Below are 17,371 nucleotides of genomic sequence, written 5' to 3' on the forward strand. Positions count from 1 at the left end.
GAGCAGTGCAATTTGATCTCAAAAAAACGCTAGACGACAGATTTCAAATTGTGTCAGGTTTCTTACGCCTTCATTGGGCGAGTGATAGGACGATCTCGCCAGGGATTGTCGCTATCTGACAAAAACTGTTCCATTGCTAAACAAGGAAGTGTGTTTATGTCGAAAGTAAAAGCTAACGCTATTGATATCACCGCAGACACATTCGTGCCTGTCGGCGCCGTGCAGTCTCTGGCTGCAACCAGCTCCGCCTGGAACCAGATCAATAGCTTCAGCCATCAGTACGATCGTGGCGGCAACCTCACGGTCAATGGCAAACCCTCCTACTCGGTGGATCAAGCCGCTACCCAACTGCTGCGAGACGGTGCCTCCTGGCACGACCTCGACAACAGCGGCAAGATCGAACTGACTTACACCTTTCTGACCGCCAAAACCGCTAACTTCAGCGGTCTGGGCGTCACCGGTTTCAGTCAGTTCAGCGCCCTGCAGAAAGCTCAGGCCGTGCTCGCCATGCAATCCTGGGCGGATGTCGCCAACGTGACGTTCACCGAGTCGGCCCGTGGTGGCGATGGTCACATGACCTTCGGTAACTACAGCGGCGGCCAGGAAGGCGCGGCGGCGTTTGCGTTCCTGCCAGGCACCGAGCCGGGCTACGACGGTCAGTCCTGGTACCTGACCGGCAGTGGCTATGACGTCAACAAAACTCCGGGCCTGAGCAATTACGGGCGTCAAACCCTGACGCACGAAATCGGTCACACCCTGGGCCTGTCTCACCCTGGCGACTACAACGCCGGCGAAGGCAACCCGACTTACAAGGATGCTTCCTACGGGCAAGACACCCGCGGTTACAGCCTTATGAGTTACTGGAGCGAAAGCAACACCAACCAGAACTTCAGCAAGGGCGGCGTGGAAGCCTATGCTTCCGGCCCGCTGATGGATGACATTGCGGCGATCCAGAAGCTCTACGGCGCCAACATGAACACCCGTACCGGTGACACCACCTACGGCTTCAACTCCAACGCCGGTCGCGACTTCCTCAGCGCCTCGTCGTCGAGCGACAAGCTGGTGTTCTCGGTGTGGGATGCGGGCGGCAAGGACACCTTCGATTTCTCGGGTTTCACCCAGAACCAGAAGATCAACCTCAATGAAGCCTCGTTCTCCGACGTTGGTGGCCTGATCGGTAACGTGTCCATCGCCAAGGGCGTCACCATCGAAAACGCCATCGGCGGTTCGGGCAATGACCTGCTGATCGGCAACAGTGTGTCCAACGAGCTGAAAGGTGGTGCCGGCAACGACATCATCTACGGCGCCGGTGGTGCGGACAAACTGTGGGGCGGCTCAGGTTCGGACACGTTCGTGTTCGCGTCCAGTTCCGACTCCAAGCCGGGTGCAATCGATCAGATCCTCGATTTCGTCAGCGGTCTGGACAAAATCGACCTGAGTGCCATCACCAAAGGTGCAGGCCTGCACTTTGTCAGCAGCTTCACCGGTGCAGCCGGTGACGCGGTCCTGACCTCGTCGGGCGGCAATAGCCTGTTGTCGGTGGACTTCTCCGGGCACGGCGTGGCGGACTTCCAGGTCAGCACCGTGGGCCAGGCAGCGACCAGCGACATCGTGGCGTGATGTGAAAACGAAAGCGGCGCGTGATGCGCCGCTTTCTTTGCTTGCATCGTGTCGACTGCTGGGCAAGGCTAAGCGCCGGAGCGAATTTTCTCATGATCTATAAAGCTTTTACCTACAAGGCTGTGGCGTGGCTTTCGGCAGCGTTCATCATGATTTCTGGAGAAACAACCATGGCAAGCAGCCTCAGACTCGAAGATCCATCCGTTTTTGCCGGACAATGGCAAGCCATTCTGAGCACAACGGACGACGCTCCGCAGGCGCAGGCGCAGGCGCTGCAAGACAAGCCCTCGAACACCTGCCTGATCGACCTTGAGCCCAACCAGACGCTGGGCAAAGGTGCCGAATGCCTGGGGGCTTGGCTGGAACAGGCGCCAATCGGCTGGTTTCCCGACCCGGACGGACTGTCGATTACCGGAAAGGAAGGTTCAAGAATCCAGTTCTTCAGCCGACAACGTGATGGGCTTTATCTGGGCACTTTGAAGTCGGGCCTGGTGATTACGCTCAAACGTCATGTGCCACAGCCGTGAAGTTCAGAAATGACTGACAGCTGAATATAAGGTGCGACGTTGCAGTTATAAGCATCACGCCCATACAACGATTATCCGGTTGAATAACGGAAGTTGTGATTGAAGTGTCAGTGAGAAGTTGCAAAAGATCGTCCGGCCCGTGTACGGACAATTAATAGACGCGTCTCGCCAAAGAGTGGCGGGGAAAACATTTCAGGAATAATCAATGAAGATGGCGAAGGCCCCAGCCACCGCTCCCTTATTCAAGGCTTTGGGTGACTATAAGAGCATTCTGATCAGCGTCGGGTGCTTTACCGCTCTGATTAACGTGCTGATGCTGGTGCCCTCCATTTATATGCTGCAGGTCTACGACCGCGTGCTGTCTTCGCAGAACGAAACGACGTTGGCGATGCTGTCGTTGATGGTTGTCGGATTCTTTGCATTCATTGGCATGCTGGAGGTGATCCGCAGCTTCATCGTGATTCGCATCGGCAGCCAATTGGAGCGCCGCTTCAACCTGCGCGTGTATCAAGCGGCGTTCGAGCGCAACCTGTTCAAGGGCGAGGGCAACGCCGGGCAATCGCTGGGCGACCTGACGCACATTCGCCAGTTTGTCACCGGGCCGGCCCTGTTCGCGTTTTTCGATGCGCCGTGGTTTCCGGTCTACCTGTTTGTCATCTACCTGTTCAACGTCTGGCTGGGCGTGCTCGCCACGGCAGGCGCGCTGCTGCTGATTGCGCTGGCGTGTCTCAACGAATACATGACCAAGAAGCCGCTGGGCGAAGCCGCCGGTTTCTCGCAGAAGTCCAGCCAACTGGCGACCAGCCACCTGCACAACGCCGAAACCATTCAAGCGATGGGCATGCTCGGTGCGCTGCGCAAGCGCTGGTTTGGCGTGCACTCGCGGTTCCTCGGCCTGCAGAATCAGGCCAGCGACACCGGTGCGGTCATCAGCTCGATCAGTAAAACCTTGCGCCTGTGCCTGCAATCGCTGGTGCTCGGCCTCGGTGCCTTGCTGGTGATCAAAGGCGACATGACCGCCGGCATGATGATTGCCGGCTCGATTCTGATGGGCCGCGTGCTCAGCCCGATCGACCAATTGATCGCCGTGTGGAAACAGTGGAGCGGGGCGAAACTTGCCTACAGGCGTCTGGATTCCTTGCTGCAGGCGTTCCCGCCAAGTGATGACGCCATGGCGCTGCCGGCGCCGAAAGGCCAGATCACCTTCGAGCAAGTCAGTGCCGGCCCTCCGGGTCAGCGTGCGGCGACCTTGCAGATGATCAACTTCAATCTGGGCGCGGGCGAAGTGCTGGGTGTGCTCGGTGCCTCCGGTTCCGGCAAGTCGACCCTGGCCCGAGTGCTGGTCGGCGTGTGGCCGACCCTGGGGGGCACGGTGCGCCTGGACGGTGCCGACATCCATCGCTGGAACCGCGACGAACTCGGCCCGTACATTGGCTATCTGCCACAAGACATCGAACTGTTCAGCGGCAGCATCGCCGAGAACATTGCCCGCTTCAGCGAGGCCAGCCCCGAGAAAGTCGTGGCCGCCGCGCAACAGGCCGGCGTGCACGAAATGATCCTGCGCCTGCCGCAAGGCTACGACACGCAACTGGGTGAGGACGGCAGCGGCTTGTCCGGCGGTCAGAAGCAGCGCGTGGCTCTGGCCCGGGCTATGTATGGCGACCCGAGCCTGGTAGTGCTCGACGAGCCTAACTCCAACCTCGACACCGTCGGTGAAGCGGCACTCGCCAGCGCCATCGCCCAGCTCAAGGCCAAAGGCACCACCGTGGTGCTGGTGACACACCGCTCTTCGGTGTTGGCCCAGGCTGACAAGTTGCTGGTGCTCAATGACGGTCGCCTGCAGGCGTTCGGCGCCAGTCAGGAAGTCCTCAAGGCGCTGTCCGGCGCCCAGGAACAACAACGGGAAAAGTCTGCGCAGGCACCGGGCGGGCTCAGCATGAGCCGGCAGTACCAGCCCACGACAAGGAATTCGGGTGTATGAGCAGCGCCAGCATGAACACTGAAAACGAAGCGAGCATGGAACACGCGTACATCACCGAGCGCCCAGAGCGCGATGCGAAATTTTTCGCGCGCATGGGCTGGATTCTGGCCATCGTCGGCGCCGGCAGTTTCTTCACTTGGGCCGCACTGGCGCCGCTGGACCAAGGCATCCCGGTGCAGGGCACCGTGGTGGTCTCGGGCAAGCGCAAGGCCGTGCAATCGATGAGCAGCGGCGTGGTCAGCCGGATCCTGGTGCGCGAAGGCGAGATCGTCAAGCAGGGGCAACCGCTGTTCCGCCTCGATCAGACCCAGGTCGCCGCCGACGTGCAATCGTTGCAGGCGCAATACCGCATGGCCTGGGCCAGCCTTGCGCGCTGGCAGGCCGAGCGCGACAACCTCAAACAGATCACCTTTCCTGCGGAGCTGAGCAACGATCCGGATCCGCGCCTGGCTCTGGTCCTCGAAGGCCAGCGCCAACTGTTCAGCAGCCGCCGCGAAGCGTTCTACCGTGAGCAGGCCGGGTTGCGTGCGAGCATCGAAGGCGCCACGGCGCAACTGGCCGGCATGCGTCGCGCGCGCACCGACCTCAATGCCCAGGCTGACTCCCTGCAACAACAGTTGAGCAACCTGCAGCCGCTGGCGGACAACGGCTACATCCCGCGCAATCGCTTGATGGAATACCAGCGACAGCTGTCGCAAGTGCAGCAGCAACTGGCTGAGAACACCGGTGAAAGCGGCCGCGTGGAGCAGGGCATCCTCGAATCGCGCCTGAAGCTGCAACAGCATGGCGAGGAATACCAGAAGGAAGTGCGCACGCAACTGGCGGACGCGCAGCTCAAGAGTGTGACCCTCTCCGAGCAGTTGACCTCGGCCGGTTTCGACCTGCAGCACAGCGAAATCGTTGCCACCGCCGACGGCGTCGCGGTCAACCTCGGCGTGCACACCGAAGGCGCGGTGGTGCGTCAGGGCGAGACCCTGCTGGAGATCGTCCCGCAAGGCACCACGCTGGAAGTGGAAGGGCACTTGCCGATCAATTTGATCGACAAGGTCGGTACGCACCTGCCGGTGGACATCCTCTTCACCGCATTCAACCAGAGCAAGACCCCGCGTGTGCCGGGTGAGGTCAGCCTGATTTCCGCCGACCAGATGGTCGACGAGAAAACCGGCGTGCCGTACTACGTGCTGCGCAGCAGCGTCAGTGATCAGGCGATGGAGAAACTCCACGGTCTGGTGATCAAGCCCGGTATGCCGGCGGAAATGTTCGTGCGCACCGGCGAACGTTCACTGCTCAATTACCTGTTCAAACCATTGCTCGATCGGGCTGGCTCTGCGTTGACTGAAGAATAAGGATGTTCGGCTGTATGAATAAGCTTTCGATGTTGGGAGCAGCGTTCGCGCTGCTCGCAGGAAACAGCGCGCTGGCGGCCATGGGGCCATTCGAAGTCTACGAACAGGCATTGCGCAACGACCCGGTATTCCTCGGCGCGATCAAAGAGCGCGACGCCGGCCTGGAAAACCGCGCCATCGGCCGCGCCGGACTGCTGCCGAAACTGGGGTACAACTACAACCGCGGTCACAACACCTCGAAGGCCACGCAACTGACCAATCGCGGCAACGTGACCGAAGACCGCAACTACAACAGTTACGGTTCGACCCTGACCTTGCAGCAACCGCTGCTCGACTACGAAGCCTATGCCGCCTATCGCAAGGGCGTGGCGCAGTCGTTGTTCGCCGACGAGGCGTTTCGCGGCAAGAGCCAGGAGTTGTTGGTGCGGGTGCTGGACAACTACACCAAGGCCTTGTTTGCCCAGGATCAGATCGACATCGCCCAGGCCAAGAAAAAGGCCTACGAGCAGCAGTTCCAGCAGAACGAGCACATGTTCAAGCAGGGCGAGGGCACGCGGACCGACATCCTCGAGGCCGAGTCGCGCTATGAGCTGGCGACCGCCGAGGAGATCGAGGCGCGCAACGAGCAGGACGCCGCACTGCGTGAACTGGGAGCGCTGGTTGGCGTGCCGACGGTGGACATCAGTGAGCTGGCGCCGCTGGATCAGAACTTCCAGACCTTCGCGCTGATGCCAGCCAACTACGACACCTGGCACGAGCTGGCGATCAGCAACAACCCGAACCTGGCTTCGCAGCGACAGGCAGTGGAAGTGGCGCGTTACGAAGTGGAGCGCAACCGCGCCGGGCACCTGCCGAAAGTCAGCGCCTATGCCTCGCTGCGCCAGACGGAATCGGACAGCGGCAACACCTATAACCAGCGCTACGACACCAACACCATCGGTTTTGAAGTCAATGTTCCGCTGTATGCCGGTGGCGGGGTTTCGGCCTCGACCCGTCAGGCCAGCCGCACCATGGAACAGGCCGAATACGAACTCGACGGCAAGACCCGCGAAACCCTGATCGAGCTGCGTCGCCAGTTCAGCGCCTGCCTGTCGGGCGTCAACAAGCTGCGCGCGTACCAGAAGGCCCTGGCCTCGGCTGAAGCGCTGGTGGTCTCGACCAAGCAAAGCATCCTCGGCGGCGAGCGGACCAACCTGGATGCGTTGAACGCCGAACAACAACTGTTTACCACCCGCCGCGATCTGGCCCAGGCGCGCTACGACTACCTGATGGCCTGGACCAAGCTGCATTACTACGCCGGGACGCTCAACGAACAGGACCTGGCGCGGGTGGATGAGGCCTTCGGACAAGGCCCGAAAAGCAACCCGCGTTAATGCTTGGCACCGAACTTGTGGCGAGGGAGCTTGCTCCCGCTTGAGTGCGCAGCGCTCACTAGATTTTGGGCCGCTGCGCAGCCAGCGGGAGCAAGCTCCCTCGCCACAAATGGAGATTCGCTCGATATTTCAAGAAATGCTCGCCCGGTGAAACGGGTAATAAAAAACATAAGAAAAGTGAGTGGTGAACATGGACGTACGCATCAAGCCGGCAGCGGTCGGCACTCTGTTGCTCGCAGTATCCATCGCGCAAGCCAATGCGCAATACCTCGAATCCGGCCAGCCCGGCGATCCGGCCAGTTGGCGCAGCGCCGAATTCCAGCGCGACTGGGGCCTTGCGCGGATGCAGGCAGATCAAGCCTACGCCGCCGGCATCACCGGCAAAGGTGTGAAGATCGGCGCGCTCGATTCCGGTTTCGATGCCGCCCACCCCGAGTTCGCCACTGACCGCTATCACCCGGTGCTGGCGTCTGGCAGTTACGTCGACGGATCGCTGTTCAGCGTCAATGGCACCCTCAACCCCAACAACGACTCCCACGGCACCCACGTGGTCGGCACCATGGGCGCGAGCCGTGACGGCACCGGCATGCACGGCGTGGCGTACAACGCGCAGATCTACGTCGGCAACACCAACAACAACGACAGCTTCCTGTTCGGCCCCAAGCCCGATCCGCGTTATTTCAAAGCGGCGTACGACGCCCTGGCCGCTGCCGGCGTGCGCGCGATCAACAACAGCTGGGGCAGCCAGCCGCCGGATGTCAGCTATCGCACCCTGGCCGATCTGCACGCCGCGTACGCCCAGCACTGGAACCAGGGCACTTGGCTCGATGCGGCAGCGGACGTCTCGCGCCGTGGCGTGATCAACGTGTTCAGCGCCGGCAACAGCGGCTACCCGAACGCCAGCGTACGCTCGGCGCTGCCGTACTTTCAGCCGGATCTCGAAGGCCACTGGCTGGCGGTGTCCGGGCTGGATCAAAGCAATCAGCAGAAGTACAACCAGTGCGGCATCGCCAAATACTGGTGCATCACCACGCCGGGGGCGAAGATCGACAGCACCATTCCGGGTGGCGGGTATGCAATCAAGTCCGGCACCTCGATGGCCGCGCCGCATGCTACCGGGGCACTGGCGCTGGTGATGGAACGCTATCCGTACATGAACAATCAGCAGGCGCTCGAAGTGCTGCTGACCACCGCCACGCAACTCGACGGCTCGGTCACCGATGCTCCGAGCGAGCGAGTCGGCTGGGGCGTGGCCAACCTGAACCGGGCGCTGCACGGGCCGGGGCAATTGCTGGGGGCGTTCGATGCCAATCTGGGCGCCGGGCAAAGCGATGTCTGGAGCAATGACATCTCCGACAAGGCGCTGCTCCAGCGGCAGGGCGAAGACCTCGCCGAACACAACGCCTGGCAGCAAACCCTGCGGGACAAGGGCTGGCAGAACGGCATTCCGGCCGGCGCCAGTCAGCAGGACCAGACCGACTACGCGGTGGGCATGGCCCGTGATGCCGCAGCGGCGACCCGGGTCTATCAGGGCAGCCTGATCAAGTCCGGAGCAGGGCGCTTGCTGCTCACCGGCGACAACACCTTCCGTGGCCCGACCACGGTCAATGGCGGCTTGCTCAGCGTCAACGGTTCGCTGGCCTCGGCAGTGACGGTCAACGACAGCGGCACCCTGGGCGGTTCCGGGCGGATCGCTTCGCTGATCGCCAACAGTGGCGGCCGCGTGGCGCCGGGCAACTCGATCGGCACCTTGAATGTGGCCGGCGACGTGGCCTTCGCACCGGGCTCGACCTACGCGGTCGAGCTGTCGCCGATCAGCAGCGACCGCATCGTTGCCGGCGGCACCGCGCGCATCAGTGGCGCCACCGTCAGCCTGTCGCTGGAAAATAGCCCGACCTTGCTCAGCACCACCGAAACCCGCAGCCTGCTCGGTCACTCGTACGACATTCTGCAAGCGGCCGGTGGCATTCAGGGCCGGTTCGGCGCGGTGCTGCCGGACTACCTGTTCATCGGCGGCAACCTCGACTATGCGGCCAACGCCATTGAGCTCGACATCCAGCGCAACGCAACCGCGTTCGCCAGCGTCGGACAAACGCCGAACCAGCGTGCGGTTGCGGCGGCTGTCGAAGGGTTGGGCGCCGGTAATTCGGTGTACGAAAGCCTGCTGCTCTCACCCTCGGCGGCGTCGGCGCAACAGGCGTTTCAGCAACTGAGCGGGGAGGTCTACCCGGCGCTCGGTTCGATGCTGATCAATGACAGCCGCCAGTTGCGCGACGCGGTCGGTGAGCGTCTGCACGATGCCAGCGCCACACAAAGCAACGGCTGGATCAAAGCGCTCGGCGCCTGGGGTTCGACCGACTCCGGTTCTGACACGTCGCGCTACAGCACCTCGATCGGCGGTTTACTGGCCGGTGTTGATGGTGCGCTGGACGAGCAGACGCGCATCGGTCTGGTCACCGGTTACAGCGACAGCTCGCTGAACATGGGCTCGGACACGCATTCGTCAGCCAAGGTCGACAGCTACCACCTCGGCGCCTATGCCGGTCACGACATCGGCGCCTGGCGCCTGAGCACCGGCGCGGCCTACAGCTGGCATCGCGCCGACGTCAAACGCGATCTGCAATACGGCGAGGTCAGCGCCAAACAGAAAACCAAGGTCGACGCGGCCACCACGCAGGTCTTCGGTGAAGCGGCTTACCGGCTGAACCTGCAACCGCTGGCCCTGGAGCCGTTCGCCAACCTCGCTTACGTGCATCTGGATACTGAAGGCTTCACCGAAAAGGGCGACGCGGCGGCGCTGAAAAGCACCGGCGACCAGCGTGATGCGGTGCTCAGCACCCTCGGTGTGCGGGCGGTCAAGCGCTTCAACCTGTCGAATCAGCAGGCGCTGGACCTGAGCGGGCATCTCGGCTGGCAGCACAGCCTCAGCGATATTGACGCCGAACAACACCTGCGTTTTGCCAGCGGCAGCACAGCGTACTCGGTCGAGAGTTCGGCGCTGGTGCGCGACGCCGCGCTGGTCGGCGTGCAAGCCAGCCTGGCGTTGAGCAAGGACGTGCGGGTCAACCTGGATTACAACGGGCAACTGGCCAACCGCGAGAAGAGCCATGGCGTGGGACTTAGCCTGAACTGGCAGTTCTGACGGAGGGTGTACGCGCCCCCTGTAGGAGCTGCCGCAGGCTGCGATCTTTTAAAAGCCAGATCAAAAGATCGCAGCCTGCGGCAGCTCCTACAGATTCAGTCAACACATACCTGTGGCGAGGGAGCTTGCTCCCGCTCGGCTGCGTAGCAGTCGCAAATCCGACAAACCGGGTTCGACTGGAAAAATGCAGGGGGCCGCTCCGCGCCCCAGCGGGAGCAAGCTCCCTCGCCACAAAAAGCAGCAATCATGAATTTGAAGTAAACGGATTTTTCGCAACAACACTAAGGAAGGTCGCTGGATGAATAAGAATAATACCCCCGCGCAAACGGGTGCTCGTTTCGCCATGAAAACCCTTAATGGCGCCGTGCTCTGCGCGTTGGCCACCTGGGGCACCGCGCACGCGGCGCCTTACGTGGAAAACGGTCGCGCGGGCGATCCCGCCAGCTGGCGCAGCGCCGAGTTCCAGGCGGAATGGGGCCTGGGGGCAATCGGTGCCGATTACGCTTACGCCGCCGGCTACACCGGTAAAGGCGTCAAACTAGGGATCTTCGACCAGCCGGTGTACGCCGCGCACCCGGAGTTCTCCGGCAGCAATAAAGTCGTGACCCTGGTCACCAGCGGGATCCGCGAGTACACCGACCCGTACATCCCGGTCAAAGCCGGCGATGCGTTCCTCTATGACGGTTCGCCCTCGGTCGGTTCCGACGGCAAACTCGGTGCCCACGGCACCCACGTCGGCGGTATCGCCGCCGGCAGCCGTGATGGCGGGCCGATGCATGGCGTGGCGTTCGGGGCGCAGATCATCAGTGCCGACAACGGCGACCCGGGTCCGGAGGACGGCATCGTCCGTGGCAACGACGGCGCGGTGTACAAGGCCGGTTGGGATGCGCTGATCGCCAGTGGGGCGCGGATCATCAACAACAGCTGGGGCATCGGTATCACCGACCGTTTCGACCTCGGTGGCCGCAACCCGGCGTATCCGCACTTCACCGTCAATGACGCGCAATTGCAGTTCAACGAGATTCGCACGCTGCTCGGCACCAAGCCCGGCGGAGCCTACGACGGTGCGATTGCCGCCGCCCGCAGCGGCATCGTGACGATTTTCGCCGCCGGTAACGATTACAACCTGAACAACCCGGACGCCATCGCCGGCCTCGGTTATTTCGTGCCGGACATCGCGCCGAACTGGATCACCGTCGCCGCGTTGCAGAAGAACCCGGACCAGGCCAGCGCCAACCCGTACATCATGAGTACGTTCTCCTCGCGCTGCGGTTATACCGCGAGTTTCTGCGTCTCGGCTCCGGGCACGCAGATCTACAGCTCGATCATCAGCGGCACCAACGCCGACAACCTGACCACCGGCTACAAAAACTACAACGGCACCTCCATGGCCGCGCCGCATGTGGCCGGCTCCATGGCGGTGCTGATGGAGCGCTTCCCGTACATGAGCGGCGATCAGGTCGCCACGGTGTTGCGTACGACCGCCACCGACCTCGGCGCACCGGGCATCGACGCGTTGTACGGCTGGGGCATGATCAACCTGCGCAAGGGGATCGACGGCCCGGCGATGTTCGTGACCGAGAAGGACATCCCCGAAGAATTCCGTATCCAGGGCGCCTACGGTTCGGGGCAGTTTGTCGCCGATCTGCCGGGCATCGGCGCGGTCATCGACAAGGGCAAACCGACCGAGCGCGTGTGCAACGACATCACCTGCGGCCTCGACACCTGGCGCAACGACATTTCCGGCCACGGCGGCCTGACCAAGCAGGGCATCGGCACCCTGGTCATGACCGGCAACAACACCTACAGCGGCCCGACCCTGGTCAATCAGGGGCGTCTGGCTATCAACGGCTCGCTGGCGTCGGCGGTCACGGTCAACGACAGCGGCATCCTCGGTGGTAACGGCCGCATCGGCGCGCTGACCGCGAAAAGCGGCGGTACCGTGGCGCCGGGCAACTCCATCGGCACGCTGAACGTGGCCGGGGACGTGACCTTCGAGCGCGGTTCGACCTATGCGGTGGAAGTGTCGCCGACCAGCAGCGACAAGATCGTTGCCGGGGGCCAGGCGCTGATTGATGGCGCCACGGTCAGCCTGTCGCTGGAAAACAGCCCGACGTTGCTCACCACAACGGAAGTGAAAAGCCTGCTCGGCACTCAGTTCAACATCCTGCAAGCGGCCGGGGGCATTCAAGGCCAGTTCGGCCAAGTGCTGCCGAACTACGCGTTCCTCGGCGGCACCCTGGCGTACTCGGCGAACGGCGTGCAACTGGACGTGGGGCGCAATGGTGCGTCGTTCGCCAGTGTCGGCCTGACGCCGAACCAACGTGCAGTCGGTGCGGCTGCCGAGCGTCTGGGCGCGGGCAATGCACTGTTCGAAACCCTGCTGCTGTCGCCGAACGCGGCTTCTGCGCAACAGGCGTTCCAGCAACTGTCCGGGGAAATCCATCCGGCCATCGGCACTCTGCTGATCAACGACAGCCGCTATCTGCGTGAAGCGGTGGGCGAGCGTCTGCGCGAGCGCGATCTGTTCAATGCCGACGCACCGACTGACGATCGCAGCAACGCCTGGGTCAAGGTCCTCGGTTCGTGGGGCAAGAGCGATGGCGGGCATGACAATGCCGACTCCAACAGCTCCATCGGCGGCCTGCTGGCCGGGGTCGACGGCTTGATTGCTGAAGATACCCGTCTGGGTTTCGTTACTGGCTATAGCGACAGTTCGTTGAACATGGGCGGCGGCACGCATTCGTCGGCCTCGGTCGACAGCTACCACTTGGGTGCGTATCTGGGGCATCAGGTCGATGCACTGCGCCTGAGCGCTGGTGCGGCTTACACCTGGCATCGCGTGGATGTGAAACGTGATCTGCAGTTCGCGGGTGTCAGTGGTAAAGAGAAAACCAAGCACGATGCCGCAACGACTCAAGTGTTCACCGAAGCCGCATACGATCTGCGGCTGCAACCGATGAATCTGGAGCCGTTCGCCAATCTGTCGTACGTGCACCTGAACACTGATAGCTTCACTGAGAAGGGTGACGCCGCGGCGCTCAAGGGCGGTGAAGACAACCGCGATGTGGTGCTGTCGACCCTTGGCGTGCGCGCCAAGCGCACCTTCGCGCTGTCGGAGCAACATCAGCTGGAACTGGGCGCGACCTTGGGCTGGCAGCACAATCTGAGCAGCGTCGATGCTGACAGCCATCTGGCGTTCGCCAATGGCAACAGCGCCTTCACTGTGCAGAGTGTGTCGATGGATCGTGATGCGGCAGTGGTCGGCGTGCGTGCCGGGCTGGCGCTCAATCGCGATGTCCGGGTCAACCTGGACTACAACGGGCTGATCGGTAACAACGAGAAGGACCACGGCGTGGGTCTGACCCTCGACTGGCAGTTCTAACGGGCTACCGGCGGTTCCTTGGGGGCCGCCGGTTTTGCAGGAAGAGAGAGCACAACATGGGATTGTTCGATTATAAAAATGCCGATGGCAAAGCCTTGTACAGCGATGCCATCGCACTGACGCTGTATGCCTATACCCCGACCGGTCAGCCGTTGCCGGCCACCGCCTGGAAGCCGCTTACGGCGACCGCGCTGGGCTATCAGGGCAAGGTCGGGGCACAAGGCACGTTCTTCGGCGAGAAGGACGGCTTCACCAGCGCCGAGGCTGAAGTGCTCGGCAAATACGACGCAGCCGGCAAATTGATCGGCATCGGCGTGGCCTTTCGTGGCACCGGCGGGCTGGGTTACAGCGACACCTTCGGCGACATGAAAAACAATCTGCTGGCCGCCATCGGGCCGTCGGATTACGCGAGCAACTACGCAAAGAACGCCTTCGACAACCTGCTCAAGGCTGTCGCCGCGTTCGCCATTGCTCATGGCATTGCGGCCAAGGACGTGCTGTTCAGCGGCCACAGCCTCGGTGGTCTCGGGGTCAACAGCGTGGCCGAGTTGAGTGGCAGCAATTGGGGCGGGTTCTTCAAGGACGCCAACTACATCGCGTTTGCCTCGCCCACTCAGAGCAGCACTGGCAACAACGTGCTGAACATCGGTTACGAAAACGATCCAGTGTTTCGTGCACTGGACGGCACCACCTTCAGTAGCGGCTCGCTGGGCAAGCACGACGGGCCGCATGAGTCGACCACCGACAACATCGTCAACTTCACCGACAACTATGCGTCCACGGCGCAGAACCTGGTGCCGTTCAGCATCGTCAATCCGCTGAACTGGTCAGCCCATAGCTCGCTTGGCTACGCCGATGGCTTGAACCGGGTGATCAATTCGACGTTCTACAACCTGACGCACAAAGACTCGACGATCATCGTCTCCAATCTTGAAGAGTCTTCCCGGGGCAAGACCTGGGTCGAGGACCTGGGGCGCAGCGGCGAGCCACACACCGGCAGCACCTTCATCATCGGCACCCAGAGCAGCGACTGGCTCAAGGGCGGGGCGGGCAACGACTTCCTCGAAGGGCTGGGCGGCGATGACCGTTTCCGCGATGACGGCGGCTTCAACATCCTCCTCGGCGGTCAGGGTCACAACACCTTCGAGCTGCAGAAGCCGCTGCAGAACTTCAGCTTCGCCAACGACGGTGACGGCACACTGTACGTGCGCGACGCCTACGGCGGCATCAGCATGACCCGCGACATCGGCGCGCTGGTGAGCAAGGAGTCGGGTTCGTGGTGGGGCAGCAAGGAGATCACCTGGGGCGTTACGGCCAAGGGGCTGACCAATGGCAGCGAACTGACCCAGTACACCCATTCGCTCAACGGCGATGCGTACGGCAATGCACTGCACGCCACCGCTGACGGTGACTGGCTATTCGGTCTGGGCGGCGATGACAGGCTGATCAGCGACAAGGGCCACGTGACCTTCGTCGGTGGCGCCGGCAACGACGTGATGACGGCGGTGGGTGGCAACAACACCTTCCTGTTCAGCGGCGCGTTCGGTTTCGACGCGATCAATGGCTACCAGGGCAGCGACAAACTGGTGTTCATGGGCGTCGAAGGCGCGGGGCAGGGCTACGACTACAAACAGCATACGGCGCAGACCGGTAGCGATACCGTGCTGAAGATTGGCGATTTTGCCGTGACCCTGATCGGGGTAGGAGTGGCTAACCTGTCGGACTCGTCTTTCGTGTTCGCCTGAACAACGATTCCCCCTGCAGGAGCTGCCGCAGACTGCGATCTGTTGATTCTGTTTTCAAGATCAAAAGATCGCAGCCTCGTTTCACTCGACAGCTCCTACAGGGTTTTATGAATGTAGGAGCTGCCGCAGGCTGCGATCTGTTGATTTGTTTTTCAGGATCAAAAGATCGCAGCCTTTTATGCAAGTAGTACTGAAATGCTCCGGGGCGTCCCCGTGGGGCGCCCTGGCTGTGAGCTATCTCTGACAATTCCAACAAAAGAGAGGCAATAGCAATGGGTGTGTATGACTACAAGAACTTTGGCACAGCCGATTCCAAGGCATTGTTCAGCGATGCCATGGCGATCACGCTGTATTCCTATCACAACCTCGATAACGGCTTTGCCAGCGGTTATCAGCACAACGGCTTCGGCCTCGGCCTGCCGGCCACGCTGGTGACAGCGCTGCTCGGCGGCACGGATTCGCAAGGGGTGATCCCCGGTATTCCGTGGAACCCCGACTCGGAAAAACTCGCCCTCGACGCCGTGAAAAAGGCTGGCTGGACGCCGATCACCGCCTCTCAACTGGGCTACGACGGCAAGACCGACGTCCGGGGAACCTTCTTCGGCGAGAAGGCCGGTTACACCACCGCCCAAGTGGAAATCCTCGGCAAATACGACGCCCAGGGCCATCTCACGGAAATCGGCATCGCCTTTCGCGGCACCAGCGGCCCGCGGGAAAACCTGATCCTCGACTCCATCGGTGACGTGATCAACGACCTGCTGGCGGCCTTCGGCCCCAAGGATTACGCCAAGAACTACGTCGGTGAAGCGTTCGGCAATCTGCTCAACGATGTGGTGGCGTTCGCCAAGGCCAACGGCCTCAGCGGCAAGGATGTCCTCGTCAGCGGCCACAGCCTAGGCGGGCTGGCGGTCAACAGCATGGCCGACCTCAGCGGCGGCAAGTGGGGCGGGTTCTTCGCCGATTCCAACTACATCGCCTACGCCTCGCCCACCCAGAGCAGCACCGACAAGGTGCTCAACGTCGGTTACGAAAACGATCCGGTGTTCCGCGCCCTCGACGGCTCGACCTTTACCGGCGCCTCGATCGGCGTGCACGACGCGCCCAAGGAATCGGCCACCGATAACATCGTCAGCTTCAACGATCACTACGCCTCGACCGCGTGGAATCTGCTGCCGTTCTCCATCCTCAACATCCCCACCTGGATCTCGCACCTGCCGACCGCGTACGGCGACGGCATGAACCGCATCATCGAGTCGAAGTTCTACGACCTCACCAGCAAAGACTCGACGATCATCGTCGCCAACCTGTCGGACCCGGCACGGGCCAATACCTGGGTGCAGGACCTCAACCGCAACGCCGAAACCCACAAGGGCAGCACGTTCATCATTGGCAGCGACAGCAACGACCTGATTCAGGGCGGCAGCGGCAACGACTACCTCGAGGGGCGCGCCGGCAACGACACCTTCCGTGACGGTGGCGGCTACAACGTCATCCTCGGTGGCGCCGGCAACAACACCCTCGACTTGCAGCAATCGGTGAGCAAGTTCGACTTCGCCAACGACGGCGCCGGCAACCTGTACATTCGTGACGCCAACGGCGGGATCAGCATTACCCGTGACATTGGCAGCATCGTCACCAAGGAACCGGGCTTTCTCTGGGGCCTGTTCAAGGACGACGTGACCCACAGCGTGACGGCCGGCGGCCTGAAGGTCGGCAATAACGTCACGCAGTACGAGTCCAGCGTCAAAGGCAGCAGCGGCGCCGACACGCTCAAGGCGCATGCCGGCGGTGACTGGCTGTTCGGCCTGGACGGCAATGACCACTTGATCGGCGGCGCCGGTAACGACGTGTTTGTCGGTGGCGCCGGCAATGACCTGATGGAGTCGGGGGGCGGGGCGGATACGTTCCTGTTCAACGGCGCGTTCGGTCAGGACCGGGTGGTCGGTTTTACGGCCAACGACAAACTGGTGTTCCTCGGTGTGCAGGGGGTGTTGCCCAATGACGACTTCCGCGCGCATGCCTCGATGGTGGGGCAGGACACGGTGCTGAAGTTCGGCGGTGACTCGGTGACGCTGGTCGGGGTGGCGCTCAATAGCCTCAGTGCCGATGGAATCGTGATCGCCTGATGCCTCCGTAACCTGTGGCGAGGGAGCTTGCTCCCGCTGGGTCGCGAAGCGGTCCTGAAGACTTTGTGAGCGCTATGTGCTCAAGCGGGAGCAAGCTCCCTCGCCACAATCGGGTGTTAGAAGTGA

At 62.0% G+C, this 17,371-nt stretch carries 9 protein-coding genes; all 9 read left to right on the plus strand.

Annotation, left to right across the window (positions count from 1 at the left end; translation table 11 throughout):
• Positions 1-156 precede the first annotated feature (156 nt).
• The 9 genes from J5M57_RS11645 (at position 157) to J5M57_RS11685 (ending at position 17,245) form a co-directional block, all read left to right on the plus strand.
• Complete coding sequence (locus J5M57_RS11645; RefSeq protein WP_207848465.1) at positions 157-1,620, plus strand: serralysin family metalloprotease; 1,464 nt, start codon at positions 157-159, stop codon at positions 1,618-1,620.
• 92 nt (positions 1,621-1,712) lie between these two features.
• Positions 1,713-2,147 (plus strand): AprI/Inh family metalloprotease inhibitor, encoded by a 435-nt coding sequence (locus J5M57_RS11650; RefSeq protein WP_207848464.1) that lies wholly within the window; start codon positions 1,713-1,715, stop codon positions 2,145-2,147.
• Between the two features lie 205 nt (positions 2,148-2,352).
• Positions 2,353-4,128: a type I secretion system permease/ATPase gene (locus J5M57_RS11655; RefSeq protein WP_064587606.1), complete on the plus strand. Its 1,776-nt coding sequence runs from the start codon at positions 2,353-2,355 to the stop codon at positions 4,126-4,128.
• Positions 4,125-5,474: an HlyD family type I secretion periplasmic adaptor subunit gene (locus J5M57_RS11660; RefSeq protein ID WP_064587605.1), complete on the plus strand. Its 1,350-nt coding sequence runs from the start codon at positions 4,125-4,127 to the stop codon at positions 5,472-5,474. The genes J5M57_RS11655 and J5M57_RS11660 overlap by 4 nt, the downstream gene beginning before the upstream one ends.
• 2 nt (positions 5,475-5,476) lie before the next feature.
• Positions 5,477-6,847, plus strand: a complete 1,371-nt coding sequence (locus J5M57_RS11665; RefSeq protein WP_169841671.1) for a TolC family outer membrane protein — start codon at positions 5,477-5,479, stop codon at positions 6,845-6,847.
• A 190-nt stretch (positions 6,848-7,037) separates the two neighbouring features.
• Positions 7,038-9,989 carry an autotransporter serine protease gene (locus J5M57_RS11670; RefSeq protein WP_207848463.1) on the plus strand — a complete coding sequence of 984 codons (2,952 nt, stop codon included), beginning with the start codon at positions 7,038-7,040 and terminating at the stop codon, positions 9,987-9,989.
• A 298-nt stretch (positions 9,990-10,287) separates the two neighbouring features.
• Complete coding sequence (locus J5M57_RS11675) at positions 10,288-13,374, plus strand: autotransporter serine protease (RefSeq protein ID WP_207848462.1); 3,087 nt, start codon at positions 10,288-10,290, stop codon at positions 13,372-13,374.
• Positions 13,375-13,430: 56 nt separating this feature from the next.
• Complete coding sequence (locus J5M57_RS11680; RefSeq protein ID WP_207848461.1) at positions 13,431-15,119, plus strand: polyurethanase; 1,689 nt, start codon at positions 13,431-13,433, stop codon at positions 15,117-15,119.
• A 272-nt stretch (positions 15,120-15,391) separates the two neighbouring features.
• The gene (locus J5M57_RS11685; RefSeq protein ID WP_207848460.1) at positions 15,392-17,245 is read left to right on the plus strand and encodes a polyurethanase; all 1,854 of its coding nucleotides are present in this window, start codon (positions 15,392-15,394) and stop codon (positions 17,243-17,245) included.
• Positions 17,246-17,371: the final 126 nt, after the last annotated feature.

The sequence above is a fragment of the Pseudomonas sp. 86_A genome (assembly GCF_017491705.1).
GTDB lineage: Bacteria > Pseudomonadota > Gammaproteobacteria > Pseudomonadales > Pseudomonadaceae > Aquipseudomonas > Aquipseudomonas koreensis.

Excerpts from the sequence above, each read along its gene's own strand:
- J5M57_RS11645 (WP_207848465.1), top strand. The coding sequence starts at position 157 with ATGTCGAAAGTAAAAGCTAACGCTATTGATATCACCGCAGACACATTC.
- J5M57_RS11650 (WP_207848464.1), top strand. The coding sequence starts at position 1,713 with ATGATCTATAAAGCTTTTACCTACAAGGCTGTGGCGTGGCTTTCGGCA.
- J5M57_RS11655 (WP_064587606.1), top strand. The coding sequence starts at position 2,353 with ATGAAGATGGCGAAGGCCCCAGCCACCGCTCCCTTATTCAAGGCTTTG.
- J5M57_RS11660 (WP_064587605.1), top strand. The coding sequence starts at position 4,125 with ATGAGCAGCGCCAGCATGAACACTGAAAACGAAGCGAGCATGGAACAC.
- J5M57_RS11665 (WP_169841671.1), top strand. The coding sequence starts at position 5,477 with ATGTTCGGCTGTATGAATAAGCTTTCGATGTTGGGAGCAGCGTTCGCG.
- J5M57_RS11670 (WP_207848463.1), top strand. The coding sequence starts at position 7,038 with ATGGACGTACGCATCAAGCCGGCAGCGGTCGGCACTCTGTTGCTCGCA.
- J5M57_RS11675 (WP_207848462.1), top strand. The coding sequence starts at position 10,288 with ATGAATAAGAATAATACCCCCGCGCAAACGGGTGCTCGTTTCGCCATG.
- J5M57_RS11680 (WP_207848461.1), top strand. The coding sequence starts at position 13,431 with ATGGGATTGTTCGATTATAAAAATGCCGATGGCAAAGCCTTGTACAGC.
- J5M57_RS11685 (WP_207848460.1), top strand. The coding sequence starts at position 15,392 with ATGGGTGTGTATGACTACAAGAACTTTGGCACAGCCGATTCCAAGGCA.